Annotated in this window: 22 protein-coding genes, 5 tRNA genes and 1 pseudogene; 16 read left to right on the plus strand and 12 right to left on the minus strand. The window is 71.5% G+C overall.

Annotated elements, in window-relative coordinates; genetic code table 11:
* The first annotated feature begins 1 nt into the window (after position 1).
* Positions 2–928 carry a hypothetical protein gene (locus tag ACIQPQ_RS36595; RefSeq protein ID WP_401313019.1) on the plus strand — a complete coding sequence of 309 codons (927 nt, stop codon included), beginning with the start codon at positions 2–4 and terminating at the stop codon, positions 926–928.
* A gap of 41 nt (positions 929–969) precedes the next feature.
* Here the strand turns inward: ACIQPQ_RS36595 and ACIQPQ_RS36600 are convergent, their stop codons facing one another.
* Both ACIQPQ_RS36600 and ACIQPQ_RS36605 read right to left on the minus strand, forming a co-directional pair.
* Positions 970–2940 (minus strand): YncE family protein, encoded by a 1971-nt coding sequence (locus ACIQPQ_RS36600; protein WP_401313021.1) that lies wholly within the window; start codon positions 2938–2940, stop codon positions 970–972.
* Positions 2941–3184: 244 nt separating this feature from the next.
* A complete protein-coding gene (locus tag ACIQPQ_RS36605; protein WP_401313024.1) occupies positions 3185–4075 on the minus strand; it encodes an SDR family NAD(P)-dependent oxidoreductase in 891 nt (296 codons plus the stop codon).
* A 179-nt stretch (positions 4076–4254) separates the two neighbouring features.
* Between ACIQPQ_RS36605 and ACIQPQ_RS36610 the strand changes: the two genes are divergently transcribed.
* The gene (locus ACIQPQ_RS36610; RefSeq protein ID WP_401313027.1) at positions 4255–4623 is read left to right on the plus strand and encodes a MerR family transcriptional regulator; all 369 of its coding nucleotides are present in this window, start codon (positions 4255–4257) and stop codon (positions 4621–4623) included.
* Positions 4624–4660: 37 nt separating this feature from the next.
* Here the strand turns inward: ACIQPQ_RS36610 and ACIQPQ_RS36615 are convergent, their stop codons facing one another.
* Positions 4661–5251: a hypothetical protein gene (locus tag ACIQPQ_RS36615; RefSeq protein ID WP_401313029.1), complete on the minus strand. Its 591-nt coding sequence runs from the start codon at positions 5249–5251 to the stop codon at positions 4661–4663.
* A 233-nt stretch (positions 5252–5484) separates the two neighbouring features.
* Here ACIQPQ_RS36615 and ACIQPQ_RS36620 point away from each other — a divergent pair, with 233 nt between their 5' ends.
* The 3 genes from ACIQPQ_RS36620 to ACIQPQ_RS36630 all read left to right on the plus strand — a co-directional run bounded on the left by ACIQPQ_RS36620 (position 5485) and on the right by ACIQPQ_RS36630 (position 7460).
* Positions 5485–6318 carry a serine hydrolase domain-containing protein gene (locus ACIQPQ_RS36620; RefSeq protein WP_401313032.1) on the plus strand — a complete coding sequence of 278 codons (834 nt, stop codon included), beginning with the start codon at positions 5485–5487 and terminating at the stop codon, positions 6316–6318.
* Positions 6319–6455: 137 nt separating this feature from the next.
* Positions 6456–6701, plus strand: coding sequence for a hypothetical protein (locus tag ACIQPQ_RS36625; RefSeq protein WP_401313035.1), 246 nt, complete (start codon positions 6456–6458; stop codon positions 6699–6701).
* A gap of 3 nt (positions 6702–6704) precedes the next feature.
* The gene (locus tag ACIQPQ_RS36630; protein ID WP_401313038.1) at positions 6705–7460 is read left to right on the plus strand and encodes a hypothetical protein; all 756 of its coding nucleotides are present in this window, start codon (positions 6705–6707) and stop codon (positions 7458–7460) included.
* A gap of 257 nt (positions 7461–7717) precedes the next feature.
* Here the strand turns inward: ACIQPQ_RS36630 and ACIQPQ_RS36635 are convergent, their stop codons facing one another.
* Complete coding sequence (locus ACIQPQ_RS36635) at positions 7718–8215, minus strand: NUDIX domain-containing protein (RefSeq protein WP_383768610.1); 498 nt, start codon at positions 8213–8215, stop codon at positions 7718–7720.
* Positions 8212–9474 (minus strand): XRE family transcriptional regulator, encoded by a 1263-nt coding sequence (locus ACIQPQ_RS36640; RefSeq protein WP_401313041.1) that lies wholly within the window; start codon positions 9472–9474, stop codon positions 8212–8214. The genes ACIQPQ_RS36635 and ACIQPQ_RS36640 overlap by 4 nt, the downstream gene beginning before the upstream one ends.
* A 249-nt stretch (positions 9475–9723) precedes the next feature.
* Between ACIQPQ_RS36640 and ACIQPQ_RS36645 the strand changes: the two genes are divergently transcribed.
* Positions 9724–10617: an ATP-binding protein gene (locus ACIQPQ_RS36645; protein ID WP_401313044.1), complete on the plus strand. Its 894-nt coding sequence runs from the start codon at positions 9724–9726 to the stop codon at positions 10615–10617.
* Between the two features lie 439 nt (positions 10618–11056).
* On the opposite strand, the gene ACIQPQ_RS36650 is transcribed toward ACIQPQ_RS36645, so the two are convergent.
* Together ACIQPQ_RS36650 and ACIQPQ_RS36655 are read right to left on the minus strand one after the other, a co-directional pair.
* Positions 11057–11524: an NUDIX domain-containing protein gene (locus ACIQPQ_RS36650; protein ID WP_401313047.1), complete on the minus strand. Its 468-nt coding sequence runs from the start codon at positions 11522–11524 to the stop codon at positions 11057–11059.
* Complete coding sequence (locus ACIQPQ_RS36655) at positions 11511–12092, minus strand: DUF5919 domain-containing protein (protein ID WP_401313050.1); 582 nt, start codon at positions 12090–12092, stop codon at positions 11511–11513. The genes ACIQPQ_RS36650 and ACIQPQ_RS36655 overlap by 14 nt, the downstream gene beginning before the upstream one ends.
* 343 nt (positions 12093–12435) lie before the next feature.
* Here ACIQPQ_RS36655 and ACIQPQ_RS36660 point away from each other — a divergent pair, with 343 nt between their 5' ends.
* From ACIQPQ_RS36660 to ACIQPQ_RS36675, 4 genes and pseudogenes are all read left to right on the plus strand, one after another.
* A complete protein-coding gene (locus ACIQPQ_RS36660) occupies positions 12436–12777 on the plus strand; it encodes a hypothetical protein (protein ID WP_401313052.1) in 342 nt (113 codons plus the stop codon).
* Complete coding sequence (locus ACIQPQ_RS36665; RefSeq protein ID WP_401313054.1) at positions 12774–12959, plus strand: hypothetical protein; 186 nt, start codon at positions 12774–12776, stop codon at positions 12957–12959. The genes ACIQPQ_RS36660 and ACIQPQ_RS36665 overlap by 4 nt, the downstream gene beginning before the upstream one ends.
* A gap of 21 nt (positions 12960–12980) precedes the next feature.
* Positions 12981–13452: pseudogene (locus ACIQPQ_RS36670) on the plus strand (transcriptional regulator); the annotation flags it as partial.
* Positions 13449–13994, plus strand: a complete 546-nt coding sequence (locus tag ACIQPQ_RS36675) for a flavoprotein (RefSeq protein ID WP_401313057.1) — start codon at positions 13449–13451, stop codon at positions 13992–13994. The pseudogene ACIQPQ_RS36670 and the gene ACIQPQ_RS36675, both read left to right, overlap by 4 nt.
* 286 nt (positions 13995–14280) lie before the next feature.
* On the opposite strand, the gene ACIQPQ_RS36680 is transcribed toward ACIQPQ_RS36675, so the two are convergent.
* The 5 genes from ACIQPQ_RS36680 to ACIQPQ_RS36700 all read right to left on the minus strand — a co-directional run bounded on the left by ACIQPQ_RS36680 (position 14281) and on the right by ACIQPQ_RS36700 (position 20162).
* Positions 14281–14353, minus strand: a tRNA-Lys gene (locus tag ACIQPQ_RS36680).
* 217 nt (positions 14354–14570) lie between these two features.
* Positions 14571–16142, minus strand: coding sequence for an amino acid permease (locus ACIQPQ_RS36685; protein WP_401313060.1), 1572 nt, complete (start codon positions 16140–16142; stop codon positions 14571–14573).
* A 273-nt stretch (positions 16143–16415) separates the two neighbouring features.
* Positions 16416–18797: a DEAD/DEAH box helicase gene (locus tag ACIQPQ_RS36690; protein WP_401313062.1), complete on the minus strand. Its 2382-nt coding sequence runs from the start codon at positions 18795–18797 to the stop codon at positions 16416–16418.
* Positions 18798–19059: 262 nt separating this feature from the next.
* Complete coding sequence (locus tag ACIQPQ_RS36695; protein ID WP_401313065.1) at positions 19060–19521, minus strand: hypothetical protein; 462 nt, start codon at positions 19519–19521, stop codon at positions 19060–19062.
* A 290-nt stretch (positions 19522–19811) separates the two neighbouring features.
* Entirely contained in the window at positions 19812–20162 is a 351-nt protein-coding gene (locus ACIQPQ_RS36700) for a metallopeptidase family protein (RefSeq protein ID WP_383768577.1), read from the minus strand.
* 100 nt (positions 20163–20262) lie between these two features.
* Between ACIQPQ_RS36700 and ACIQPQ_RS36705 the strand changes: the two genes are divergently transcribed.
* The 6 genes from ACIQPQ_RS36705 (at position 20263) to ACIQPQ_RS36730 (ending at position 26494) form a co-directional block, all read left to right on the plus strand.
* Positions 20263–21798, plus strand: a complete 1536-nt coding sequence (locus ACIQPQ_RS36705; RefSeq protein ID WP_401313068.1) for a metallophosphoesterase — start codon at positions 20263–20265, stop codon at positions 21796–21798.
* A 116-nt stretch (positions 21799–21914) separates the two neighbouring features.
* Positions 21915–21987: transfer RNA gene (locus tag ACIQPQ_RS36710), tRNA-Glu, on the plus strand.
* 37 nt (positions 21988–22024) lie between these two features.
* A tRNA-Asp gene (locus ACIQPQ_RS36715) sits at positions 22025–22099 on the plus strand.
* 27 nt (positions 22100–22126) lie between these two features.
* Positions 22127–22200, plus strand: a tRNA-Phe gene (locus ACIQPQ_RS36720).
* Positions 22201–22360: 160 nt separating this feature from the next.
* The gene (gene hrpA, locus ACIQPQ_RS36725; protein ID WP_401313070.1) at positions 22361–26323 is read left to right on the plus strand and encodes an ATP-dependent RNA helicase HrpA; all 3963 of its coding nucleotides are present in this window, start codon (positions 22361–22363) and stop codon (positions 26321–26323) included.
* A 96-nt stretch (positions 26324–26419) separates the two neighbouring features.
* Positions 26420–26494, plus strand: a tRNA-Asp gene (locus ACIQPQ_RS36730).
* Positions 26495–26689: the final 195 nt, after the last annotated feature.

Below are 26689 nucleotides of genomic sequence, written 5' to 3' on the forward strand. Positions count from 1 at the left end.
GATGACGTCCCACGATCCCGGGGCGGGCGGCACCGACGGCCCCTGCCTCTTCGAGGGCTGCTGCGGCCGGGCCCGCAGCAGCGTGCGGCTGATCGACGCCCGGATGCCCGAACTGGCCCGCTCGCTCACCCTGTTCCGGTACGTGCAGGCCGTCACCGGCGGCCCGGTCGCCCGTCTCGACCAGGCGGGCGCCTACGACGTGCCGACCCTGCGCGGCGAGGCGTTCGCGGTCCGGCCGGGGGCGATCGCGCTGCGCCTGGACGGCGCCGCGGTGACCTCGGCGGCCATCGAGCGGGAGAACGGGAACGGCGGCGCGGTGACGGTGCACCTCTTCGACGAGGAGGGCCGCACCGCGCACCGGGGGCGCCTGCTGTCCGAGGCGGACCGGCTGCTGGCGGGCCTCGCGGAGACGATCGGCGCCGGGGCGGCGCCCACCGGCCTCCCGGCGTCGCCCGCGGTGCCCGCGTGGGAGGACGGCGACCAGCTCGCCCAGCTCGACGCGATCCTCGCCGACGGCGGGGCGGCCCGGCGGCGCGCCTTCGCCGCCTACCGGGGCGCGCACCGGCCGGTCGACCCCGAGCTGGTCCCGTCGGTGCTGGACCACGTCTGCGCGGTCGGACTGCCGCTGGGGGTCGCGGTGTTCGGCCCGTCCGCGCTCCAGGCGTGCGCGGGCCGCGTCCACGTCACCGACCGTACGCACGACGGCCGGGTCTTCGCGGCGGTCGACGGCGGCTCGCTGGAGCTGGACCTGGCGGGCGTGCAGGCCTGCCGTCTGGTGCGCTCCACGGCCGCCCACGGCCCGACCTCGGCCCTCGAACTCGACGACGCGTACGGCCGCTGCGTCGCCGTGATCACCCAGTTCGGCGCGGTCGGGGACCAGGTCCACCGCGCGTGGGAGCACCTGGCGGAGTCCCTGCCGGACGCGTAGCACTTGCCCGGCAGGGCACCGCGACTCCTCTTCTCCGTGGCTCAGTTGGTGAAGGCGAGGTACTTCCAGGCGCCGTGCGTCGTGGAGTTGACGGAGTCGCCGGAGGAGCCGTTGACGTACGAGGAGCGCACGCGGGCCCGGATGCCGGACTCGCCCGGCGCGCCCAGCCGCACGGACAGCTTGCCGTCGGAGCCCTGGGTGATGTACTCCGACACGGTCTCGATCCAGGAGCCCTGGACGTACACCTGGAGCTGGAAGCGCTGCTTGCGGCCCGGACAGGCGTTCATCGTCGTGGTGATCACGGGATCGGTGTTCTTGCGGAAGTAGTGGTAGGTGGTGGAGCCGATCCGGCCCTTCTTGTAGTGCTTGGTGAGCGTGGTCGACACCTTGGCCTGCGCGTACGCCGTCACCTTGACGGTGCGGGCGGCGGTGCGGGCGTCCCCGGCGAAGACCGCGGTGACGGCGGTGTCGCGAGTCATGTCGACGACCGCCGACAGGTCACCGCGCGCGTTGACCTTGGCCGACTTCAGCAGCTTCTTCGGCTTGTCGGAGCCGAAGGGGTCGGCGTAGAGCGCGACGGTGCGGTTCCGGTACGTCGCCCCGAGGTGCGCGGTGAACTTCACGTCCTTGCCGTACGCGTACAGCTTGCCGTTGTTGCCCAGACTCAGCGAGGCCGCCTTGCGCGAGACCTCGACGGCGTCGGCACCGGCCGCCGGGGCGTGCGTGGCGTCGCCCGCGTAGGAGACGCGGTAGGTGACCTTGCCGCCCGCGGGCGGGGTGTCGGCGAAGGAGAACGTGCCGTCAGCCTTCGTCCTGACGACCGGCAGCGCCTTCCCGGACGGGGACTCGACGTCGACGCGGGTCACCGTGAGGACGGTGCCCGCGGCGGGCCGCGTCTTCGAGTTGAGCCGCCCGGTGACGGTGAGCTTCTTGGCCCGTTCCGCCTTGGCCGGGGCCGCCACCGTGAGGGTGGGCAGCTCCTTGGCGGGGTCGGTCAAGGTGCGCAGGGTGTGCGTGCCGCGGGAGTTGACGGAGACGGCGAACAGCCGCGCCCCGTCCGGCGACCAGGCCAGCGCCCCCGGCACCAGCGTGTCGGAGCCGCTGCTGTCCCCGGTGTTGGGGAAGTCGTACTCGCGCGTCGGCACCGGGTCGCCGGGCCGGTGGATGTGCACGTCGGGCTCGTACCAGGAGTCGCTGCCCGCCGCGACGGTGCCGTCGGGGGCGACGCGCACCGCGTTGGGGTAGGCGTCGGTCGGGTAACCGGCCTGCCGCGCCAGGTCGTTCACCGCGTAGGCGCCGATGCTGTAGCCCTGGCTCGGGGCGCCCCACGAGGTGAGGACCTGGCCGCCGTCGGGCGTCAGGTCGATCTGCTGCGCGGAGGTGTCCATGTCGCCCTTGACGCGCAGCGCGGCCGTGCCCTGCGCGGTGACGTCGTAGACGGCCAGCTCGCCCCCGCCGCCCGCCACCAGGACACCCGGAACGGCCGGGTCGGCGGCCAGGGAGAGCGCGGCCCCCCAGAACTCGACGTCGCCGCGCTGCCCGAGCCGCACCACCGGCTCGGCCCCCGACACGTCGAGCGAACCGAGGTTGCCGCCGTGCCCGAACCAGACGACCCCGTCCACGACCTCCAGGTCGCCGGGGGCCGCGCCCAGCGCGTAACTGGCCTTCTGGGCGTACGTGGTGGTGTCCACGGCGACGATCCGGTGGCCGTTCTTCACGGCCGCGTAGACCTGCCCCGCGTCGGCGGACAGCGCGAGGCCGGTCACGCCGGGGAGCCCGGTCAGGGTCGCCTTGACGGCGCCCGCGTAGTCGGTGACGACGATCCTGCCGCCGCTCGGGTCGGACACGTAGACCCGCCCGTGCGTGCCGTCGACGACGAGGTCCCCGACCCCCGCCACGTTCAGGACCTTCGCGGAGTCGGCCGCCGCCGACCCCGCCGCGCCCGTCATCAGGGCCGCGGAACCGAACAGGACCGCGAGCGACGTCGCGATCGAGATGCTGCGCCTGCGCACAGTGATGAGACCCCCACAGAAATGGCCCGGACCCCCGGGCGGAAGAAGAAGAGGCCGCACGTCCCCCCTCGCGACCCCGTGGGGGCGCGTGGACGGCGACAGATGATCAGCGTATGGCATGGCAGTGACAATCGGCGCGGGAGATTCGCCGGGCCGCCCGCCCGCTCGTCGCTCACGGCCTCCGCCGCACGCCCCTCCGCCGCCCGCGCTTCCGCCCCGCATCGGACCGCCCCGCATCGGACCGCTACGCGTCGGACGACGACGCATCCACCGGGTACGCCACCCCCGTCACCCGCTCCGACCGTTCCCACAGCGCGCGGCCGAGCGCCTCGTCCGTACCCGGCCCCCTGAACGGCGCCGCCTGGATCACGGGCCGCACCTTCGGTCCCGTCGGCCCGTAGAGGGCGTCGGGCCGGGCGTCCGGAGACGTGGCCGCGTACAGGATCGGGGCCACCGCCTCCGCCGGTTCCCGGCCCGCGAGACCGGCGATCGCCTTGGTGAGCAGGCGCAGGACGGGTGAGGGGTAGGTGGTGTGCAGCGGGGTGCGGGCGACGCCCGGGTGGGCGACACGGCTGGTGACCGGGGAGCCGGACCCGCGCAGGCGGCGGTCCAGCTCGCGGCCGAACAGGACGTTGGCCAGCTTGGAGCGCATGTAGGCGCGGCCCGGCGAGTAGCCGCCCGAGCCGTCGAGGTGGTCCAGGTCGAGGGTGGCGCGGGCGTACATCGCGGAGGAGACGGTGACGACCCGCGGGTCCTGGCCCCGGCCGAGCGGGTCGAGCAGCAGTCCGGTGAGCGCGAAGTGTCCGAGGTGGTTGGTGGCGAACTGGCTCTCCACGCCCTGCGCGCTCAGCGTCAGCGTCTGGCTGCTGATCCCGGCGTTCAGGACGAGCAGGTCGAGGGCGGTGAACCGGTCTCGTACCTCGTCCGCGAAGCGGCGGACCGAGCCGAGGTCGAGCAGGTCGAGACCGAGCACGGTGGTGGCGCCGAGTGCGGTCCGGACCCGTTCGGCGCGGGCGGTGTCCCGGACGGCCAGGACGACGCGGGCGCCGCGGGCGGTGAGCGCCCGCGTGATCTCCAGCCCCAGCCCGCTCGCGGCGCCGGTGACGACCGCGGTACGCCCGCTCAGATCGGGCATCTCGTCCACGCTCCAGGAAACGGAGGACGCCGGGGACGAAGGCGAGGAAGACGAAGAGGAAGAAGAAGACGGAGTACGAGGGCTCATGGCGCCGAAGCTAGACTCTGACATCAGTGTCAAGGTCAAGCCGGCCGCCGGGTACGGGTCCCGGTCGGCGGGCGCGACGAGCGGAGGCCCCGATGCGTATCGGTGAACTGAGCCGGGCGACCGGCGTGAGCCCCCGCTCCCTCCGCTACTACGAGCAGCAGGGCATCCTCACGGCGGAGCGCGGCAGCAACGGCTACCGCGCGTACGGCGCCGACGCCCCCGAGACCGTGGCCCGCATCCGCGCCCTGCTGGCCATCGGCCTGCCGACGGAGACGATCCGCGAGGTCCTGCCCTGCGAAGGCCCGGCGGGGCCGCGCCCCGAGGTCTGCCCCGGCCTGCTGGCGAGGATCGCCGAGATCCGCGACACCACCGCCCGCCAGGCCGCCGAACTCTCCCGGACGAGCGACGCCCTCAGCCGCTACCTGACCGAGAACGAGCCGCAAGCGCCCCATGGGAGGTAACCCCGGCCGGGGCCGACAGGGTTGAGACCTCTACGGCTCACGCGTCCGGCGGCAGCACGAGCACTCGGTAGGGCCCCGGCGGCAGCTCCGGGAGCACGCCCTTCCCGGCGGACCGCCACCCCCAGGCCCGCAGTACCCGCACGGTCTCGTCGTCACGGACGTCGACCAGCGTCACCCCGAGCACGGAGCCGTGGTCGCCGATCAGCCGCCGGGACAGGCGCCGGGCGAGGTTCCAGGTGCGGTCCTGGTAGGCGTGGCGGACGCGGGGCGGGACGACGATCCCGGAGACGACGAAGTGCCGCCCGGCGGGGAAGCCGTAGGCGAAGCCGGTGAGGGTGGTGGACTCGGCGATCAGCAGGGAGAAGCCGGGGCGGCGCGCGTCGGCCGCGAGATGCCGCAGGAACCCCGTACGCGCCTCGTTCCACGCCCGGCTGCCGCCGCCGCAGCACTCCGCGTACAGATCGCCCAGCTCCCGCAGCCGGTCCTCGACCTGCCCCCGGGTCAGCGGGCGCAGCCGCTCGCCCTCGTGCGGCGAGGACCCCCGTTCGAGCCGCCCCGCGCGCGGGGCCCGCGGGCGGCCCGGCCTCGCGGGGCCGGAGGCCGGCGGAGCGGACACGTGCACGGTCATGGGCGCCGAACCCTGCCCCGGGCCCGGACAACCGCCCGGCCCGGCGTCGTCGATCCCCGAGAGCGGCACCGACCACGAAGCCGACGCACGGCGATCCCTCGGTCCTTCCACGGTACTCCGCGCCCGCACCCGTTCGCGGTACACGCACCTGCCACCCGCCATAGCCTGCCCAGAGCCGTACGAGCGCCCCCCGCCCAAGCCACTCCCCGCCCCCACCACCCGGACGGAGCCCCGTGCCCCGCACCCCCACCTGCGTCCTGTCCGACTCCGCACCCCCGTCCGTCACCGACGGCCACGCCCTCGACCGCTACGTCCCCCTCGCCTCGGTCACCAAGATCCTCACCGCGACCGCGCTGACCCGGATGACGGCCGCGGGCCTCCTCACCCCGGACGACCCGGTCGAACGCTGGCTCCCGTCCGCGGCCCCCGGCACCGGCATCACCCTCCACCACCTGGCCGCGCACACCTCGGGTCTCCCCCGCCTGCCCCCGGGCCGCCTGCCCCGCCGCGACCCCTACGCCCGTTTCGACCGCCCCGCGCTGGACCGGCTCCTGCCCCGCCTCGACACCCTCGCCGTGGGCCCGCCGGGCGAGGAGGAGTACTCCAACCTCGGCTACGCCGTCCTGGGCGCCGCCCTCACCGAGGCGGCGGGCACGACGTACGACGCCCTCGTGACCAGACACGTCCTGGACCCCCTGGACCTCACGGAGATCACGTCCGCCCCGCCCCCCGACCAGCGCCTCTTGGCCCCCGGCCTCCTCGGCCGCCCGCGCCGCCCCTGGACGATGGACGGCGCGATCCTCCCCGCGGGCGGCCTGTGGGCCACCCCCCGCGCGACGGCCGACCTGATCGTCCGCCTCCTCGTCGAACGCCGCCTCGGCGCCCCCGCCCCCGCCTGGCAGCAAGCGGGCCCCCTCCACTGGCACAACGGCGCCACCCGCCACGCCTCGCTCTTCACGGCCGCAATGGACGACGGCCGCTGGATCGTCCTCCACCGCCTGAACGCGACGCCGGAACAGACGGACCGGATGGGCATCGGGCTGCTGAGGGACACGACGCCCGGCTGACGGCGGTCCGGAGCCATCAGAGCCAGAGCACCGATCGTGAGTAGACAAGAATAGGAGTACCTTTTGGTACCAGAGAGGAGCTACGGGTGAAGATCACAGAAGAAGGCCGCAGTCGGACAAGCCGGACGACAGCGCCGTTGAAGGTCGATGCGGCCATAGACGAGCTGATCGCGGACGGCGCCCACTTTCTGGGGATGACGAAGAAGGACCTGGTGGCGGAGGCGGTCCGGACCTACCTGGAGATCCGCCGCGAGGAGGTTCGGGCCAGCATGCTGGAGAAGCTGCGGAAACTCGACGGCTCCGTGGAGTCGAGCGTCTCGCTGCTCACCGGGCTGTCACCGGAGCGCATCAAGGAACTCGGCGGAGTGGGCGAGGACGACTGATCCATGCGGCCCGCTCGCCCCACCCTCCGCGCGCTCCGCGAGGACTTGAAATTACCGCTGCCGTCAGCCCGGGAACCGCTCGACGAACTGGATCATCCGCTCCTGGCCAAGGCCCGCAACCACTTCGGCGACGACGAGGTCGGGCATGAGCGCATCCGCTCGATCGACGACGAGGTGCTCTTCAAGGTGAAGGTCCAACGCTGGCGCGGAGCGATCTGGACCGACGAAGACCTGCCCTGGCTCATCGCTGCCGGGCAACGCGAGGACGGGTCGCCGGACGACTTCTACTCAGCCCTGGAGACAACCGCGAGGGCCGCACGAGCCCAGTACAACGCGAACAACCGCCAGCCCCTGAGCACCACCACGTACGTCGGGCACCTTCTTCCCGACCAGAACGACCGTGACCGCTACCACCTCGAGGCCGGCACCCGGCTTGTCCGTGATCTTGCTGCGGCCGTCCGGGAACTCACCCGCGGCTCACTGCACGACGGGCATGAACACGCCGCCGACTTTCCCGCTTTCCGCCTCGGCATCCTCGTCCGCGCTGACGACGGCCATGAGACCTATGCCGCGGTGCGCATCACCGGCTCCGTACCCGACGACCTCACCGCGGTCGTCCTGCGCCATGTCCCCGGCTGCGATCCCACCGCCTGGTACCCCGAGTACGCCCTCCCCAGCCGCTCCCTCCTTCCCGCCGAGCAGGCCTGGTCGACCCTCATGGACCCGAAAGCCGCGGCGGAACTCCTGAACGAGGAATGAGGATGAGGGATGAGGGATGAGCCAGGCTCCTCGCCCCAACGCCCGCTCAGGCGCCGATGACCAGCGGAACAAGGAACACGCTCATGCCGGATCATGACAACTCGTCCCGCAGAGTCACTGTCCCCACGTGCGACCACGGACCCATCACGATCCAGGAACCCGGCTGGTGCACGGGAAGCGACAGAGAACACCAGCCCGGCGGCTGATGAGGAGCACGTCTAGAGCAGTTGCGGGACAGCCCTCAGGTTCACGAAGGATCAGCAGCCGTCACGGAGCAGAGCGTGCCCTGACCCCGCCGTGAGGGCCGCCCGAAGTCGCCTGGCAAGACGGTCACCAATCTGACGTGCGGCTTCGGACGGGGACACGAACGCCGTCGTGGACAGTTCCCGGTCATGTGGGCGGATCTCCACGACTTGCCTGGCGGTGAGTGTGCCCCCGTCGAAGATGAAGGCCAGTTGGTCGTCCCAGGGGCCATGCGGTGGGACCCAGTCGACGACCAGCAAGCCGAGGAGAGTGATGTCGAGGCCCAGTTCTTCCTTCACCTCACGGCGCGCCGCGTCGTCGGGGGCTTCGTTCGCCTCGGCCATACCGCCAGGAAGGTCCCAGCCGGGCTTGTAGGTGGGCTTGACCAGGAGGACACGATCCTGCTCGTCACGGAGGAGGACGTCGGCGGAGACGCGTTTGCGGGCCTGGGTGGCATTGCCCTCGGCAAGGTAGGCGTTCCATGCCTCGGGGTCGGCGGGAGTGGGCCTCATGCGGTGGCGCCTTTGCTGGGCGGGGGAACGATGTCGGCGAGCAGGAGCATTCTCGCCCGTCGCGTCTCGTCGAACCGTGTCAGCAGTCCATCGACCGGCGGGTGACTGCGGTGTGGAACGAGTAGCGTACGAAGTTTGTCCAGTTGGCGGACGACACGGATCGAGCCGAGGTTGGGGTCAGCACTGAGCACATCGTGGCCGACGGCGACGGCAGCGTCCAGCTCACCACAGTGCACGTGAAGGCCGACCAAGGTGATCTGACTCAAAGCCAGAGATCGGGCACGGCCCGACTCACGCAGACGGATGGCAAGTTCGGCCTGTGCCCGCGCCTGGTCGTGGCGTCGGAGGTCACGTAGAACGAAGGCGGTCTCGAGAGCGAGGGCCGCCGCGTCGAACGGGCTCAGCCAGGGACGTTTCGCTTCGGCCACGCCTTCAAGAGCTTCTTCGGCCCGGCCGAGGGCTCCCAGAGCTGGATCAAGTTGGCCTGCTGCGGCCAGGGCTCGGGCGGACATGGTGTGAACGCGGGCGATCAGCGCGGGGACGGCGGGACCGGCCGACGCCAGATCGATGCCCGTCCGAGCCCAGTGCACGGCTGTAGCCGGGTCGCCGGTCTCCAGGGTGAGGTGACTGGTGCTCGCAGCGATACCAGCGGCGAGCGGGGTGTCGCCCGAAGCGCGGGCCAGAGAGAGCGCTCGGGTGAAGTGGCGCCCGGCAACGCCGTCTTGGCCTGAGTCGTGGGCCATCCAGCCCGTCATCTCGGTGAGTACCGCAGCGACGGCGAAGACGTGCGGAGTGCCGTCGGCGACGAGAAGCCGAGGCCCGATGGTGTCACGCAGGTGCCGCATGACGGCGTTGTAGAGGCGTCCACCACCGGCCTGCCGGTCTGCGGCCCGGAAGGCGTTCATCGCAGCCATGTCGTTGCCGTCCGGCAGCCGCTCGCCCAGCACGAGAGGTGGTGGCGGCGCGACCGGCTCCCAGGGGCGATTCGTCAGGCCGAGGAGGTGGCCAGGGATGTGGAAGGCGTCGGAGATCTGCTCGAAGATGGCCAATTTCTCGACCCGGCTCTTGCCGTTCATGTAGTCGTAGAGCCGCCCCTGGGTGATGTCGACGGCCGCGGCAAGACGGCGCGTGCTGATCCCGCGATGGTTGAGCAGCCGGAAGAGCGCACCCATGTCGCGCTCCGCGCAGGCAACGAGCAGACGTTGGTCCGCGAGGAGCCCCGCGACAACTTCGCGCGGCCCCCGCTCCGCACCGGTCAAGAGCACCTTCTTTCCGTACGGCCCGATCTGCGGCGACGACGCGAGTCCGCGCACTGACTCCGAGTTGGGGTCACGCGCTGGAGTCTCTTGCGTGCGGTACGCAGTCGTCTACTGAGAGTGCTCCGTTGCACCAGCTGACGCAACCACGCTTCGCCGAACCCTCCGCCACACCACTGAAAGGTCAAGCACCATGCCCATCCCGGTACTTCCGCGTCATCGCGGCCGATTTCACGTGAAGGACCACGGACGATGACCGGCCCTCACGCAAGCCCGTACGGATTCCACGTGGACGCCGAGGCCGAGGCCGTGCCCGAAGCCCGGCGCAGGATTGTCGCGCTGGTGCGGGGCTGGGACGTGCGGCTGCCGGAGACCACCTGGGGCGACCTGGAGCTGCTCTCCACCGAGCTGATCACGAACGCCGTCCGGCACACCGAGTCCGCCTGCGCGGTCGCCGTGCGCTGGACCGGCGTACGGGTCCGGGTCGAGGTCACCGACGTGAGTCCTGCCCGCCCGCTCCCGCGCCACGGCTCGCCGGAAGCGGAGGGAGGCCGGGGCCTGCGCCTGGTCGAGGCGCTGGCCACTGCTTGGGGGAGCGCCCCCAAGTCGACCGGGAAGGTCGTCTGGTTCGAGGTCGGACCGCCCGATGACACCGCTCGGAGCACGCCGCCCTGGAGCACTCCCGGAAAGTGGACGATCACCACCGTCAGCGGGAGGGCGACGTCCGGCTACCTCCCCGCCTGGGCGGAGGACGACCCGACCGAGGCCCGCGTGCCCCCGGACGGCTTACGGGAACGGCTGGCCGACATCAACCACCGGCACCTCTTCGACGGACCGACGATGCCCCTCACCGCCCCGGACGTCTGGGAGACGGTCGAGGAGGACGCGGTCTTCGAGGGCAGCATCGACTGCTCCCCCTACCACCCGAATCCGGGCCTTCGTGTACCGGTCGTCAACCTCCAGGTCTGCGTGGGTCGCTGGATTCTCGGCCTGGACCCGCGGGGAGTCGCCGAGGTCGCCGCGAAACTCCGCGCCCAGGCCCACCTGCTCGACGAGAAGGTGCGTCCCGCGCTCGTGGCCGCCCGCGAGGACTGGTCCGCCCACCACCCGGACGAACCACCCGTCCACCCTTGGAGATCCCCGTGACCGCACGCCCGCCCGTCACGACGGACAACCCGACGTCGCCCCGTCCGGCGCCACGTCTCGTCGCCAGTCCGTTCCTCGGCCAGTACCTCTTGGTCCAGCCCGGTCACGCGTCAGGTGTACGCATCCCCGAAGTACGTTACGAAGAACTACGGACCGCCACCGCCGAGGACCGGAACGCCCCGGCCTGGCCGGTCGACACGGCCGCGCGCTCCTGGGCCACGGAGCTTCCGCGGACCGGACTCCGTGACGTTCTTCTCATCTGGGAGCGATCCCGGTACGACTACGCCAGAGCGTCGTGGGAGATCAACCGCCGACTGCGACTGCGACTGCGGGTTCTGCCACCTCCGGCCGATCCGTGAGCTGCTGACGGCCCAGGCGCACAACCACCTGCGGCCCCGCTCTCCTCCGGGAGGGCGGGACCGCTTCGTCATGTCCGGGTTCAGCCGATCGCTGGCATCGCTCCTGAGCGCCAATCGTTCACGCGCTTGCGGACGCCGGCCACCATCGGCAGCTCGTCCACGTCGGCCGGGTCGAACCAGCGGACGTCTGTGGACTCGTCCGACACGGCCAGCTCACCGCCGACAGGACGGGCGAGGAAGCAGATGGAGAACTCCTGCCGCACCTCTCCGTCGTCGTAGGCGAAGACGTGCCGCGGGTTGGAGTACGTACCCACGATGCCGACGACCTCGACGTCGATGCCGGTCTCCTCTCGCGTCTCCCGTACCGCGCACTCGGGGAGGGACTCACCGATGTGCAGGGCCCCGCCGGGCAGGGCCCAGGTTCCGTTGTCGACACGCCTTTGCAAGAGGATGCGGCCCGCTTCGTCGGTCACGACGGCTGATGCCGCGGGAACCAGGCTGTTGGCCCGGGGCGCCGCCGGGTCGTCTTCGTAGTCACGCCTGCCCATCGGTGTCCCCCCACACTGGTGTGCCGCGCGTCCACAGCTCTTCGACGTGGTCGGCGAACCGGTCGAACATACCGTTGTCCTGGTGTCGCCGCAGGTGCAGGGTCGGCGCGTCGTGACCCACGCTGTGAGTCAGCAGGGGCGTCACGATCATGTCGTCGTCGAAGCGGAAGACGCTCAGGTAGGCATGACCGGTGGAGAACCGCGCGGCGATGTCGTGGCCCTGGAGCTTCTCCAGCTCGGAGAGCGTGACCCGGATGCGAGTGGAGAGAGTCAGGGCCACGTCCTCCTCTTGCTCCCGCGCCCGGGTGAGGTCGCTCTCCGGGTCTCCGACGAGGAACCGGACCCGGCATCCGGCAGCGGCCTTCCGGCGCAGCGCGGTGCCGAACCTGGCCTGTTCCAGCCACAGGAAGTAGTTGGTGTACCCGGCGAACGTCAGCTCGCGCTCGGCCTTCGTGATCAGCGACCGCCACAGGGAGGACGGGCAGGCGGAGCGGTAGGGGAAGACCTCGGCCACCTCACGGTCGGGTCCCGCCTTGACGAGCTTCTTGGCAGCGGCTGGCCACAGCACCGATTCGTCCTCCCCGAGAGCGTCGGCGACGGCCCATCGATGCCGAGCGTGAGGCACGCGCCCTGTCTGCGTGATCCACCGGGCGACCGTCTTGGTGTCGACGCCACAGCGCTCGGCTAACTGGCTGTCATTGATGCGGGCTTGAGCCATGGCCCGGCGAAGTGGCTCGTTCATTCGTACCCCCTAGGACGTTCGGCACGCTTTTCTCCGTATTCACAAACGGTTCCGAACGGCCCCTGAACGCAGTAGGAATGACCGCTTCGAGGCATCAGCGTGAGGTCAGCAAGGAACCCCCGCGACCGTACGAACGGTCCGGGGCTGAGGCCGACCGACTGGAGTCGACATGCCACGCGGTACAGCCCGTCTTCGGGTCGACGCGATCCTTCCCAACGTCCTGACTCTCCTCGGCCTGCCCGACCGGGCCGACCTCCCCGACGCGCAGCAGCGCGGCGCCGTCTGCGTCTGGTGTGCGGAGCCGGTGACCATCGAGTCTTCGGTCGACCTGGGCGAGCAGACCGACGACGGGTGCCGCTGGTTCCCACGTGCCTGCCGCCGCGACACCGCCGCCCGCGCGCACACCGCGCTCTTCGACCACGTCAGCACCTGCGAGCAGTGCACCGACGACCGCGACCTGTGCGACACGAGCAAGGCCCTGTACCGGCTGATCCGCCAGGAGTGGCGATGACGATCTGCTTCCGCTGCGACCGGACCATCCAGGGCACCCCACGGATCTTCTCCCCGGAGGTCGGCTCCGGCGTCGCCGCCGACATCGCCCTGTGCCCCGGCTCCTGCCAGTCGACCCAGACCCAGCGCGTACCCGACGAACTGACGCTCCCCGTCAGCGAAGACCACCGCTCCCGGCCGTGACGGCGACCACGCCGGTGGCGAGTGGACCTGCTCCTGCTGCGCGGGACGACCACCGCCAGCAGAGACGGCGACCGCGACACCAACCCAGGACTTCCTCACCGAGGCCAAGGAAGTGGCCCGCTACGTCGCCTTCGACCAGCCGGACGCCTGGGCGAACTTCAGCCCCACCAACGTCGCCCTGCACGAGGTCAGCGCGGCCGTCTCCTTCGGCGACGCCGGTATCGCCCTGCAGACCGCACGGCCCCTCATGCGCCGTCACATTCCCGTCCCCGAGCGCCGGGCCGCGCTCTGGGTGGAGACCGCCCGCGCATACAGTCAGCAGGGCAGACTCTCCGACGGTTATCAGGCCCTGCGCCTAGCCGAGAGCTGCGCGGCACAGGACATCCGCCGCCCGGCCGTACGGGAACTGGTTGCCGACATGGCAGCCCGCGACCGCCGCCGGGCCCTGCCCGAACTGCACCACTTCAGCCGCCGACTGGGAGTATCCGCGTGAATGACCAGCACGACAGGCCGTTTCTCCAGATCGTGGTCTGCGCGGCCGGAGTCGCCGGTGACGTCGGCGAACTGATCACCGCGGCGCACGAACGGCAGTGGGACGTCGGCGTCGTCGCCACACCACAAGGGCTCGGCTTCCTCGACGTGGAGGCGGTGGAGAACCAGATCGGGCGCCTCATCCGCTCCGCTTGGCGCTCGGCGGGCGAACCGCGCCCGATCCGGCCCGCCGACGCGATCGCCGTCGCCCCGGCCAGCTTCAACACCGTCAACAAATGGGCCGCCGGAATCTCCGACAACCTCGCCCTCGGCATCCTGTGCGAAGCACCCGCCATGGACGTCCCCATCGCCGTATTGCCCTACCTGAACTCCGCCCAGGCCGCCCACCCCGCATACCGCCGGAACCTGGAGCAGCTACGCGAGATGGGCGTCCTCATCGGCTCGTACGAGCCCCACCGCCCGAAGGCCGGCGGCGGGGCCGACCGCTACCGCTGGGAGGAAGTACTGGAGCTGCTCGCCCCCAGGCTGTCCGAGCGGTCGTGATCAGGGCTGCGTCATGCGGTCACGTGTACAAGCCAGCGTTGGTAGCCGGGCTCGTTCATCGCCTTCAGCCGGAGCGCTTGTCGCCGACCCGGAACCGGCCACTGGCTCGCCCGAGCACCTCGTCGACCACGTCGATGAGGCCGACTCGGCTGCAAAGGTGTCGGCCTCCTTCTCCTGCCAGCTGTCACCAGTGCGGCATCACGAGACGAAGCAGCGCCCGACCCGACCGAAGTCGACTCAGGCGCTGCGTAGCAGGTCGGAGGACATTTCCCTCTCCCGCTGCCGGTAGGCCCTGTGGGACTCGAACCCACAACCAATGGATTAAAAGTCCACTGCTCTGCCAATTGAGCTAAGGGCCCACGGCGATGTGCCTCCCCGAGCATAGCCGGACGTGGCCGCGTCTCCGATCGGGTATCGGGACACGGCCGTGCCGGATGCCGGAGATGGGCCGAACAGCGGCGGTTCGGCCCGGTCGGACGGGTCCCGGCGGTCGGCCGCGCTGCCTGCCGCCCCCGCCCCCACCCATCCCTCCGCCGGAGGCTTCGCTGGTTGGCCGCGCTGCCTCCCGACCCCCGCCTACCCCTCCGCCGAAGGCCCCGCAGACCCCGCAGGCCCCGCAGACCCCGGAGGCCCCGGCAGATCCGCCTCCCCCACCGGCACCACCGCCTCCCCCGCGTCCCCCCGGAGGAACCAGTGCCGGGCCGACACGAACCACCAGATCGCCGCGAAGCCGAGGACGACCAGGACGGCGACGGGGGCGTAGTTGAAGTTCTCGCCGGTGACGGGGGACACCTGGGGGAGCATGAAGAGGATCGTGATGACGCCCACCCAGGCGACGGCGACGATGCCGATGGGGCGGGACCAGCGGCCGAGGTGCCACGGGCCGCGTACGAAGTCCTCGCCCTTGCGGACCCGCAGCAGGGTCGGGATGACGTAGGCGATGTAGAGGCCGATGACGGCGATCGAGGTCACGGCGGCGTACGCGGTGACGTTGATCAGGTACGGCAGGCCCAGCACCAGTGCGCCGCCCGCCGCGAGCCAGACCGCCGCGACGGGGGTCCGGCTGCGGGGGCTGACGGTGCGCCAGATGTGGGAGAACGGGAGGGCGCCGTCGCGCGAGAAGGCGTAGATCATGCGGCTGTTGGCCGTCACCGACGCCATCCCGCAGAACAGCTGCGCCCCGATCACGACGAGCAGCAGCAGCTTGCCCGCCGTCGCGCCGAGCGCGTCCAGCAGGATCTGGGCGGGCGGCGCGCCGGTCGGGGAGTTCAGGGCGCCGTCGTAGGACTGGATGGCGAAGGTGAAGCCGAGGAGGAGGACGAAACCGGCGATCCACGAGGTCCAGATGGACTGCACGATGCCCTTCGGGCCGGCGGTGGACGCGTCGTGGGTCTCCTCGGTCATGTGGGCGGAGGCGTCGTAGCCGGTGAAGGTGTACTGGGCCATGAGGAGGCCGAGCGCGACGACGTACACGCCGCTGCCCCAGCCCGTGTTGTTGACGAACTCGCCGAACACGAAAGACGCCGACTGGTGTTCGTCGGGCACGAACGTCAGCGCGCCGACGATCACCGCCACGCCGATGACGTGCCACCACACGCTCACGCTGTTCAGCAGGGCGACGATCCGCACGCCGAAGGTGTTCAGCAGCCCGTGCAGCAGCAGGATCGCCGCGAAGAGCAGGATCGTCCGGCCGGGCGTCACCTCGAAGTCGAACTGGAGGTTCAGGTACGCCCCCAGGAACGAGGCGGCGCCGAAGTCGATGCCCGCGGTCACCGCGACCTGGCCGAGGACGTTGAACCAGCCCGTGAACCAGGCCCAGGCCGCCGCGCTGCGCGGGGGCGCCAGGCGGTGCGCCCAGAAGTAGAGACCGGCGGAGGTCGGGTAGGCGGAGCAGATCTCCGCCATCGCCAGGCCGACGAACAGGGTCATCAGGCCGACCGCGACCCAGCCCCAGGTGATCACGGCCGGGCCGCCCGTGTTCATGCCGAACAGGTAGAGGGTGAGGCAGCCCGACAGGACCGAGATGATCGTGAAGGAGACCGCGTAGTTGGAGAACGCCGACATCCGGCGGGCGAGGACCTGCGTGTAACCGAGCTGGGCCAGCCGTTCCTCGTCCGTCGGCCCACTGGCTCTGACGTCATCTGTCATGCCCCCAGCAATTCCCTCACGAGGCGCGTGACACACGTCACTTCGTGACCGGAAATCGCCCTCCCCCGCGCCCCCCGCGCCCCGGCACCCGCCCGAAACACACCCGGCACGCACCCGGCACGCACCCGGCACACGCCCGGCACACGAAAGGGCCCGCACGACCGAAGTCGTACGGGCCCTCGCCATCATGGCGTCACGGCGTCAGACGCTCACGCGCCCCCGCCCTCAGCGCCTCAAGACGCCTCTCGGTGCCTCTCGGTGCCTTTGGGCGTGTCAGCCGTTGCGCTTCCAGCGCGGCTTGTCGTCCCGGCGACCGAAGGAGCCGCCACCGCTGCCACCGCGGTGGTCGTCACGGCGGCCGTACGGGCGGTCGTGCCCCGGACGGTCGTGGCCCGGACGGTCGTGGCCGCCGGAGCGGAAGCCCGGACGGTCGTCGCGGCGGTCGCGGTTGAACGGACGGTCGCTGCCCCGGTGGCCGCCCCGGTCGTCCCGGCGGAAGCCGCCGCGGTCGTCCCGGCGCTCGAAGGAACGGCCGCCGCGGTCGTCGCGGTCACGGTTGAAGCCGCCCCGGTCGCCACGGTCGTCCCGACGCTCGCCGCGGTCGTCGCGACGCTCGAACGAACGGCCACCGCGGTCGTCGCGGTTGAAGGAACGCCCGCCCCGGTCGTCGCGGTCGCGGTTGAAGGAACGGCCACCGCGGTCGTCGCGGTCGCGGTTGAAGCCACCGCGGTCGCCGCGGTCGTCCCGACGCTCGAACGAACGGCCGCCACGGTCGTCACGGTTGAAGGAACGGCCGCCACGGTCGTCCCGGTCACGGTTGAAGCCGCCCCGGTCGCCACGGTCGTCCCGACGCTCGAAGGAGCGACCGCCGCGGTCGTCACGGTTGAAGGAACGGCCGCCACGGTCGTCCCGGTCACGGTTGAACGGACGGCCGCCACGGTCGTCGCGACGCTCACGGAACTCACGGGAGTCGCGACGCTCGTACGAGGACGACGACGCTGCCGCCGCCGGACGCTCGGTCCGCTCCACGCGCTCGGCGTCCCGCGCCACCGGCTGCTCCGGCACCGACACCTCGGCCGCCGCCGACGCGTCCCCGGCCACGGCCTCGGCGACCGCGCCCGGCTCGCCCTGCGCGGCGTGCGCCTGCGCGATCGCCGTCTCCGGGTCCTCGCCGCGCTCACGGGCGACCCGCGCCACGAGCCGGTCCGCCTCCTCGCGCAGCTCCGTCGCCCGGCGCTGCGCGCGCTCCAGCTGCTTCGTCAGGTCGGAGACCTCACGCTCCGCCTGCTGCGCCGCGTTGCCCGCCGACTCCGCCTGCACCTCGGTCATCGACCGGGCGCCGGTGATCTCCGCGACCTCGGGCTCGAACGCCGTACCGCCCTGGATGATGTGACGCCCGGCGTCGACGCCCGCGTCCTCCATCAGGCGGAAGATCTGACGGCGCTGGTGCGGCAGCGACAGCGACACCACGGTGCCGGTCCGCCCGGCGCGCGCCGTACGGCCCGCGCGGTGCAGGTAGTCCTTGTGGTCGCCCGCCGGGTCCACGTTCAGCACCAGGTCGATGCCGTCGACGTGGATGCCGCGCGCGGCGACGTCGGTGGCGACGAGGACGTTGACGTAGCCGTCCTTGAAGTCGGCCAGGGTGCGGGTGCGCGCGCCCTGGGTCATGCCGCCGTGCAGCGCGTCGGCGCGGACACCGGCGTCGCACAGCTGCTCCGCGACGCGGTCGGCGCCGAGCTGGGTGCGGACGAAGATGATCGTGCGGCCCTTGCGGGAGGCGATCGCGGCGGTGACCGGCGCCTTGTCCTTGGGCTTCACGATGAGGATGTGGTGGGACATCGTCGTGACGGCGCCCTGGGCGGCGTCCACCTCGTGCGAGACCGGGTTCTTCAGGTACCGGTCGACGAGGGTCTTGATCTCGTTCTCCATCGTGGCGGAGAACAGCATCCGCTGGCCGCCCGCGGGGACCTGGTCCAGCAGCTCGGTGACCTCGGGCAGGAAGCCCAGGTCGGACATCTGGTCGGCCTCGTCGAGGACGGCGATCTGCACGTCCTCCAGGGAGCAGGCGCCGCGGTTGATGATGTCGCGGAGGCGGCCCGGCGTCGCGACGAGGACGTCGACGCCGCGCTCCAGGGCGTAGATCTGGTTGCCCATCGAGGTGCCGCCGCAGACGACCTTCATCTTGAGGCCGAGGACGTCGCCGTACGGCTGGAGCGCGTCCGCCACCTGCATGGCCAGCTCACGCGTCGGCGTGAGGATGACGGCGCGCGGGCGGCGCTTCTCGGTCCGGCCGCCGGACAGCGTGGCCAGCGTCGGCAGACCGAAGGAGAGGGTCTTGCCGGAGCCGGTGCGGCCGCGGCCCAGGATGTCCTTGCCCGCCAGGGCGTCCGGGATGGTCGCCGCCTGGATCGGGAAGGGGGAGGTCACACCGTTCTGGGCGAGCTTGCGCACGACGCCCTCGGGCAGCCCCAGGTCGGCGAAGGTGAGACCGGGCTCCTCGTCGGACTCGTCGGCCGTGACGACCTCGACGACCTCCGCGCCCTCGACCTCGACCGCGTCGACGACCACGCCGTCGGCGGCACCGGAGATCTCGGCGGCCTCGACAGCCTCGCCGTTCTCGGGCACGACGGAGTGATCAGTACTGGAAATGGACATGCGAATGCGAAACCTTCCGGAGTCTCGTCGGCACGCGCCCGTCAACTCCGTGTTCGCATTACGACCGCCTCAATGCGGTCAGCCACGGCAAGGGAGAGTACGCGCCACACGGCGCGCTCTGTGGTGGCGCCGGGCAAATGGGATCAAACGATCTACCACCATACGCACCCTCCACCCCCCAAGGCAAACCGGCCCCGTCGTCGCAGGTCACGCCCACCCCTGACAGCGACGCACCCGCCGCCCGCACCGACGCCGCCACCCGCTACACCGGCACCCCGGCCTCGGGCGCGGGCTCCCGTTCCACCAACTGGGGGACCGGCTCCGCGTCCGCCGACGACGACGGCTCGGCCACCGTCGGCTCCGGGGTCGGCGACGCGGGCGGCTCCGGCGACGACGGGGGCTCCGGCTCCGAGGTCCGCGTCGGCGAAGGCTCCACCGGCCCCGGCGGCTCGACCGACCCCGGCGCCGCGCTCCCGCCCGGCCGCGGCCCGGCCGACGGCGCGTCGCTGCGCTCCGCCGACGCGGACGCCGACGGCTCCCCCGACTTCCCCGGGCGCGCCCCGTGCTTGCCCTCGCCCCGGCCCCGCTTGCCGTCGCCGCCCGCCGCCCCGAAGCCGTATCCGCCGCCGGAGCCGTCGGAGCCGCCGTCCGGCGCGCCCTCCGCCCGCTCGCCCGCCGAGTGCGACGGCCGTGCCCGGCCGCCCTCCCCGTCCCCGACACTCACGCAACCCGAAGCCGCGGACACGGCCAGCACCGCGGCGGCCAGACGAACGGGAACGGAACAGGGGCGCACGGGGCCACCTCCGGAAGCAGACACAGGAGTCCCCCAGCCCAACTCCCGCCACCCGCGGGAGGACACGCGCCCCGCACGCGCCCCCACCCCTGAGCCCCCCTCAGCCACCACGCGCCACCCGGAAGGCGCCACCCGCCGACCGCAGCGCCCCCACCCCGTCAGACGTCATCCGCCACCCGCCGCCCGTCAGCCGTCGGCCACCAGCCGCCGAGCGCGCCCGCTCACCCGTACCCCAGCGCATGCAGCCGCGCGTCGTCGATCCCGAAGTGGTGGGCGATCTCGTGCACCACCGTCACCTCCGTCTCGGCCACGACCTCGTCCCGCGAGGCGCACATCCGCAGCGTCGGCCCCCGGTAGATCGTGATCCGGTCCGGCAGCACGCCCGCGTACCACTCCCCCCGGTCCGTCAGCGGCGTCCCCTCGTACAACCCGAGCAACTCCGGATCGTCGGCGGGCGGCTCGTCCTCCACGAAGACCGCCACGTTGTCCATCAACCGCGTCAACTCGGGCGGAATCCGGTCCAACGCCTCGGACACCAGTTCCTCGAACTCCTCGCGCGTCATCTCCAGCACACCCCCATTCTCCGCCACGACACCCCCGTACGAGCGGCACCCGCACCACCCCCGGCCCAGCCACCGCATGGCCGGACACACACCTGGGCATACGCGACCAATGGCCAGAGCCCGCTCCCGTCCCACCGTCCCCGAACTCACCCCGCGCTCCCCCGCCCGCCCCTGGACGCGCGCCCTCGGCCTCTGCGCCGTCGTCCTCCTCGGTGCCTGGCTCGGCCTCCTCGCCGTCGGTGACGTCCGCGTCCCCGTCGGCCCCATGAACACGACCATGACCCTGCGCCCGTCCGCCACCGGCGGCACGAAGATCAACATCTCTCCGCTCGGCGCCCTCCACCTCGACAGCCACACCGCCCCCCTGCGCCTCGACGTCAACGTCGACCAGCTCGACCCGGAACGCTCCCGCGCCCTGGTCGACCACCCCGAACGCCTCTCCGGGCTCCAGAACGAGGTCGCCCACGACGTCGGCCACGGCACCCTCGACCTTGCCGCGCGCTCCGCCGCCGCCGTCGTCACCGGCGCCACCGCGCTCGGCCTCGCCGTGTACCGCCGCCCCCGCCCGGCCCTCACCGCGGGCGGCCTCGCCCTCACCCTGCTCGCCGCCTCCGGCGTCAGCGCCTGGGCCACCTGGAAACCCGGCTCCGTCCTCGAACCCCGCTTCTCCGGCCTGCTCTCCTCGGCGCCCTCCGTGGTCGGCAACGCCCGCAGCATCGTCACCGAGTTCGACGTCTACCAGCAGGAACTCGCCCGCCTCGTCACCAACGTCACCAAGCTCTACGACGCCACCTCCACCCTCCCCGCCTACCAGCCCGACCCCACCACCGTCCGCGTGCTGCACGTCTCCGACATCCACCTCAACCCCGCGAGCTGGAAGATCATCGCCTCGCTCGTGGAGCAGTACAAGGTGAACGTCATCGTCGACTCCGGCGACACCATGGACCACGGCACCGCCGCCGAGAACGGCTTCCTTGACCCCGTCGCCGACCTCGGCGCCCCCTACCTCTGGGTGCGCGGCAACCACGACTCCGCCCTCACCCAGCAGTACCTCCAGGACATCAAGAACGTCCGCGTCCTCGACGACGGCCGCGCCGTCACCGTCGCCGGACTGCGCTTCGCCGGCATCGGCGACCCCCAGTTCACCCCCGACCGCTCTACCGTCCCCGGCTCGGCCGGCACCCAGGAGGCGGCCGGTGACGCCCTCGCCGCCGCCCTGCGCGCCCAGAAGGCCGCCGGAACCCCCGTCGACGTGGCCGTCGTCCACGAACCCTCCGCCGCCCGCCGCACCGACGGCGAGGTCCCGATGGTGCTCTCCGGCCACCTCCACCACCCCGAGACGGAGGTCCTGAAGAAGGGCACCCGCCTGCGGATCGAGGGCTCCACGGGCGGCAGCGGACTGCGCGCCGTCGAGGGCAAGTACCCCGACCCCATCCAGGCGTCGATCCTCTACTTCGACCGCGACACCCGCCGCCTCCAGGCCTGGGACGAGATCGAACTCGGCGGACTCGGCCTCACCACCGCCGAGGTCAGCCGCCACCTCCCCAAGGAGAACCAGCCCGGCGCCACCCCCAGCACGACGCCGGGCACGAACCCCCCGACGGCCCCCGGCACCCCTCCCACCCCCTCCGCCCCCACCCCCTGATCGGCCCCGGCGAACCGCTCCGCCCGCCCCCGGGAAACCGTTTTGGCGATCCCTCCTGCCATCCCATATGCTTCTCACGTCCCCGACGCGCTGCGAAGCGCCCAGGCGGGCCGATAGCCCTCATCGTCTAGCGGCCTAGGACGCCGCCCTTTCAAGGCGGTAGCACGGGTTCGAATCCCGTTGGGGGCACGCAACACCGTGTGCGATATTGTCGTACGCAAAGCTGGGTCCTGTGGAGCAGTTTGGAGTGCTCGCCACCCTGTCAAGGTGGAGGCCGCGGGTTCAAATCCCGTCAGGACCGCTTGCAGATCACTTCGGTGAACTGCGTGGCTGGGTAGCTCAGTTGGTACGAGCGATCGCCTGAAAAGCGATAGGTCGCCGGTTCGATCCCGGCCCCAGCCACAGTGAAGGCCCCGATCCCCGGATCGGGGTCTTTTGCGTGACCCCGGTCCCCGCCCCCCTGGGTCTCCGGCCCCGGGAGCGGCCGAGCCGCCCCCGCCCCGACCGACGGCGGCAAAAGCGCTCGCCACGATTTTGGCCGGGATGAGATCCTGGATCGCGTATGTCTACGCAGCCTGCTCCCGCCCCGTCCTTCGGCGCTCTCGCCTCCCGTCTGGCCGAGCTGTCGCTCCGTGACGCGCACCGGCTCGGGCGCCGGCTCGAAGGTGCGCGCAAGATCCGCAAGCCCGAGGCGCGGGTCGCCGTACTGACCGAGATCGACACGGACGTCTCGCGGTGCGAGGAACGGATGGGGGTGCGGCGGGGCCGGGTGCCCGCGGTGTCGTATCCCGAGCAGCTTCCGGTCAGTCAGCGCAAGGACGCCATCGCGGAGGCGATCCGGGATCACCAGGTGGTGATCGTGGCCGGTGAGACCGGCTCCGGGAAGACGACGCAGATCCCGAAGATCTGTCTGGAACTCGGCCGCGGCGTCCGCGGCATGATCGGGCACACCCAGCCGCGGCGGATCGCGGCCCGCACGGTCGCCGAGCGGGTCGCGGAGGAGCTGCGGACCCCGCTGGGCGAGGCCGTCGGCTGGAAGGTGCGGTTCACCGACCAGGTCAATCCCGACGCGACGTTCGTGAAGCTGATGACGGACGGCATCCTCCTCGCGGAGATCCAGACCGACCGTGAACTGCGGGCCTACGACACGATCATCATCGACGAGGCGCACGAGCGGTCCCTCAACATCGACTTCCTGCTCGGGTACCTGGCCCAGCTGCTGCCGCGCCGCCCCGACCTCAAGGTCGTGATCACGTCCGCGACGATCGACCCGGAGCGGTTCTCCCGGCACTTCGGGGACGCCCCGATCATCGAGGTGAGCGGCCGGACGTACCCCGTGGAGGTGCGCTACCGGCCGCTGCTGGAGGAGGTCACCGGCGACGAGGCCGCGGACGCCGACCGCGACCAGATCACCGCGATCACCGACGCCGTCGAGGAACTCATGGCGGAGGGGCAGGGCGACATCCTGGTCTTCCTGTCCGGCGAGCGGGAGATCCGGGACACGGCGGACGCGCTGGAGAAGAAGAAGTACCGCTTCACCGAGGTCCTGCCGCTGTACGCGCGGCTCTCGCACGCCGAGCAGCACCGGGTGTTCCAGCAGCACACGGGTCGGCGGATCGTCCTGGCGACCAACGTCGCGGAGACGTCGCTGACGGTGCCCGGCATCAAGTACGTGATCGATCCGGGGTTCGCCCGGATCAGCCGCTACAGCCACCGGACGAAGGTGCAGCGGCTGCCGATCGAGCCGGTGTCGCAGGCGAGCGCCAACCAGCGCAAGGGCCGCTGCGGCCGTACCTCGGACGGCATCTGCATTCGGCTGTATTCGGAGGACGACTTCCTGGCGCGGCCCGAGTTCACCGACGCCGAGATCCTGCGGACGAACCTCGCGTCGGTCATCCTCCAGATGACGGCGGCGGGGCTAGGCGAGATCGAGCGGTTCCCCTTCATCGACCCGCCGGACCACCGCAACATCCGCGACGGCGTCCAGCTCCTCCAGGAACTGGGGGCACTCGACCCCGAGCAGAAGGACCCGGCGAAACGGCTCACGCAGACCGGGCGGAAGCTCGCCCAGCTGCCCGTCGACCCGCGGCTCGCCCGGATGGTGCTGGAGGCCGACCGCAACGGCTGTGTGCGGGAGGTCATGGTGATAGCGGCCGCGCTGTCCATCCAGGACCCCCGTGAGCGCCCGGCGGAGAAGCAGGCCCAGGCGGACCAGCAGCACGCCCGGTTCAAGGACGAGACCAGCGACTTCCTGGCGTACCTCAACCTGTGGCGGTACGTGCGCGAACAGCAGCGGGAGCGGGGTTCGTCGTCGTTCCGGCGGATGTGCAAGCAGGAGTACCTGAACTTCCTGCGGATCCGTGAATGGCAGGACATCTACACGCAGTTGCGCACGGTCGCGAAGCAGATGGGCATCCACCTCAACGAGGAGGACGCCCCCGGCGACCGCGTCCATGTGTCGCTGCTGGCGGGCCTGTTGTCGCACATCGGGATGAAGGATGTGAAGGACGGCAACAAGAACGAGTACCTGGGGGCGCGGAACGCGAAGTTCGCGATCTTCCCGGGGTCGTCGCTGTTCCGCAAGCAGCCCCGGTTCGTGATGTCGGCCGAGCTGGTGGAGACGAGCCGGCTGTGGGCGCGGGTCAACGCGCGGATCGAGCCGGAGTGGGTGGAGCCGCTCGCCGGACACCTGCTGAAGCGCACGTACAGCGAACCGCACTGGGAGAAGGACCAGGCCGCGGTGATGGCGCTGGAGAAGGTGACGCTGTACGGCGTGCCGATCGTCGCGCAGCGGAAGGTGAACTACGGGCGCATCGACCCGGAGGTGTCGCGGGAGCTGTTCATCCGCAACGCGCTCGTGGAGGGCGACTGGCGGACCCACCACAAGTTCTTCGCCGACAACCGGCGGCTGCTCGGCGAGGTCGAGGAGCTGGAACACCGGGCGCGGCGGCGGGACATCGTCGTCGACGACGAGACGCTGTACGACTTCTACGACCAGCGGGTGCCCGACCACGTCGTGTCCGGGGCGCACTTCGACTCGTGGTGGAAGCGGAAGCGGCACGAGCAGCCCGAGTTCCTGGACTTCGAGCGGGAGATGCTCATCCGGGAGTCGGCGGGCGCCGTCACGAAGGACGACTATCCGGACCAGTGGCGGCAGGGCGCGCTCACGTTCCGGGTGACGTACCAGTTCGAGCCGGGCGCGGACGCCGACGGTGTCACGGTGCATGTGCCGTTGCAGGTGCTGAACCAGGTGACGGACGAGGGCTTCGACTGGCAGATCCCGGGGCTGCGGGAGGAGGTGGTGACGGAGCTGATCCGGTCGCTGCCGAAGCCGATCCGCCGCAACTACGTTCCGGCGCCCAACTTCGCGCAGCGGTTCCTGGACCAGGCGGTGCCGCTGACCGAGCCGTTGACGGTGGCGATGGCGCGCGACCTGAAGCGGATGGTGGGGGTGCCGTTCGAGGCCGGGGACTTCGACTGGGCGCGCGTCCCCGACCACTTGAAGATCACGTTCCGGATCGTGGACGAGCGGCGCCGCAACCTGGCCGAGGACAAGGACCTGGAGGCCCTGAAGCTGAAGCTGCGCCCGAAGGCGCGGCAGGCGATCTCGCAGGCCGCCGCGGCGACGGCGGAGCGCTCCGGCGGGCCGTCGCTGGAGCGGTCGGGGCTGACGGACTGGTCGATCGGGACGCTGACGCGGGTGTTCGAGACGCGGCGCGGCGGCCAGCCGGTGAAGGCGTTCCCGGCGCTGGTCGACGACGGCGACACGGTGTCGGTGCGGCTGTTCGACACCGAGGCCGAGCAGGCGGAGGCGATGTGGAAGGGCACCCGCCGGCTGATCCTGCGGTCGATCCCGGTGAACCCGGCGAAGTTCGCCTCGGAGAAGCTGACGAACGCGCAGAAGCTGGCCCTGTCGGCGAATCCGCACGGCTCGGTGCAGGCACTGTTCGAGGACTGCGCGATGGCGGCGGCGGACCGGCTGATCGGTGACTTCGGCGGCCCCGTGTGGGACGAGGAGTCGTACCGGAAGCTGTACGACAAGGTCCGCGCCGAGATCGTGGATCTGACGGTGCGGGCGGTCGGCCAGGTGCAGCAGGTGCTCGCCGCGTGGCAGGCCTGCGAACGGCGCCTCAAGGGCGTCCGCAGCGCGGTGCTGCTGGCGAACCTGGCGGACGTACGGGCGCAGTTGGACGCGCTGATGGGGCCCGGCTTCGTGACGGCCGCGGGGCTGCGGCGGCTGCCCGACCTGATGCGGTACCTGGTGGCGGCCGACCGGCGGGTGCAGCAGATGGCGACGGGGGCCCAACGGGACACGGCCCGGATGGAGAAGGTCCGGGAGATGCAGGACGAGTACGCCTGGCTGCTGGAGCAGTTGCCGCCGGGACGGCCGGTGCCGTCGGCGGTGCGGGAGATCCGGTGGATGATCGAGGAGCTGCGGGTGAGCTACTTCGCGCACGCCCTGGGGACGGCGTACCCCGTCTCGGACAAGCGGATCGTGAAGGCGATCGACGCCGCCGCTCCGTGACGGAGCGGGTGCGGGGAGTGAGTTCGACCAGGCGGGCCAGGGTCCTGTAGAGTCCTGTCTCGCAGCACGGAGCGCAAGCAAGTGCCGCGAAAACCTGGTCCTGTGGAGCAGTTTGGAGTGCTCGCCACCCTGTCAAGGTGGAGGCCGCGGGTTCAAATCCCGTCAGGACCGCCTGGTTGTACGTCAGTGAAAGCCCGGATCTTCGGATCCGGGCTTTTCTGCGTGCCCGTGCCTCCTCTTGACGGGGTCAACGGGGCCCGGTACGCCAGTCTTTGGGGGGTGGGGGGGGGGGGCGCGCCCGGCGGGCGGGGGGGCGGGGGGGGGCCGGGGGCGGCCGGGACCCCGGCGGTGCGGCGGGCGCACCCC

This window comes from Streptomyces sp. NPDC091281, from assembly GCF_044757425.1.
Lineage (GTDB): Bacteria > Actinomycetota > Actinomycetes > Streptomycetales > Streptomycetaceae > Streptomyces.

Excerpts from the sequence above, each read along its gene's own strand:
- ACIQPQ_RS36685 (WP_401313060.1), bottom strand. The coding sequence starts at position 16,142 with ATGACAGATGACGTCAGAGCCAGTGGGCCGACGGACGAGGAACGGCTG.
- ACIQPQ_RS36665 (WP_401313054.1), top strand. The coding sequence starts at position 12,774 with ATGACGATCTGCTTCCGCTGCGACCGGACCATCCAGGGCACCCCACGG.
- ACIQPQ_RS36635 (WP_383768610.1), bottom strand. The coding sequence starts at position 8,215 with ATGAGGCCCACTCCCGCCGACCCCGAGGCATGGAACGCCTACCTTGCC.
- hrpA (WP_401313070.1), top strand. The coding sequence starts at position 22,361 with ATGTCTACGCAGCCTGCTCCCGCCCCGTCCTTCGGCGCTCTCGCCTCC.
- ACIQPQ_RS36650 (WP_401313047.1), bottom strand. The coding sequence starts at position 11,524 with ATGGGCAGGCGTGACTACGAAGACGACCCGGCGGCGCCCCGGGCCAAC.
- ACIQPQ_RS36705 (WP_401313068.1), top strand. The coding sequence starts at position 20,263 with ATGGCCAGAGCCCGCTCCCGTCCCACCGTCCCCGAACTCACCCCGCGC.
- ACIQPQ_RS36630 (WP_401313038.1), top strand. The coding sequence starts at position 6,705 with ATGCGGCCCGCTCGCCCCACCCTCCGCGCGCTCCGCGAGGACTTGAAA.
- ACIQPQ_RS36595 (WP_401313019.1), top strand. The coding sequence starts at position 2 with ATGACGTCCCACGATCCCGGGGCGGGCGGCACCGACGGCCCCTGCCTC.
- ACIQPQ_RS36645 (WP_401313044.1), top strand. The coding sequence starts at position 9,724 with ATGACCGGCCCTCACGCAAGCCCGTACGGATTCCACGTGGACGCCGAG.
- ACIQPQ_RS36605 (WP_401313024.1), bottom strand. The coding sequence starts at position 4,075 with ATGCCCGATCTGAGCGGGCGTACCGCGGTCGTCACCGGCGCCGCGAGC.
- ACIQPQ_RS36610 (WP_401313027.1), top strand. The coding sequence starts at position 4,255 with ATGCGTATCGGTGAACTGAGCCGGGCGACCGGCGTGAGCCCCCGCTCC.
- ACIQPQ_RS36615 (WP_401313029.1), bottom strand. The coding sequence starts at position 5,251 with ATGACCGTGCACGTGTCCGCTCCGCCGGCCTCCGGCCCCGCGAGGCCG.
- ACIQPQ_RS36660 (WP_401313052.1), top strand. The coding sequence starts at position 12,436 with ATGCCACGCGGTACAGCCCGTCTTCGGGTCGACGCGATCCTTCCCAAC.
- ACIQPQ_RS36690 (WP_401313062.1), bottom strand. The coding sequence starts at position 18,797 with ATGTCCATTTCCAGTACTGATCACTCCGTCGTGCCCGAGAACGGCGAG.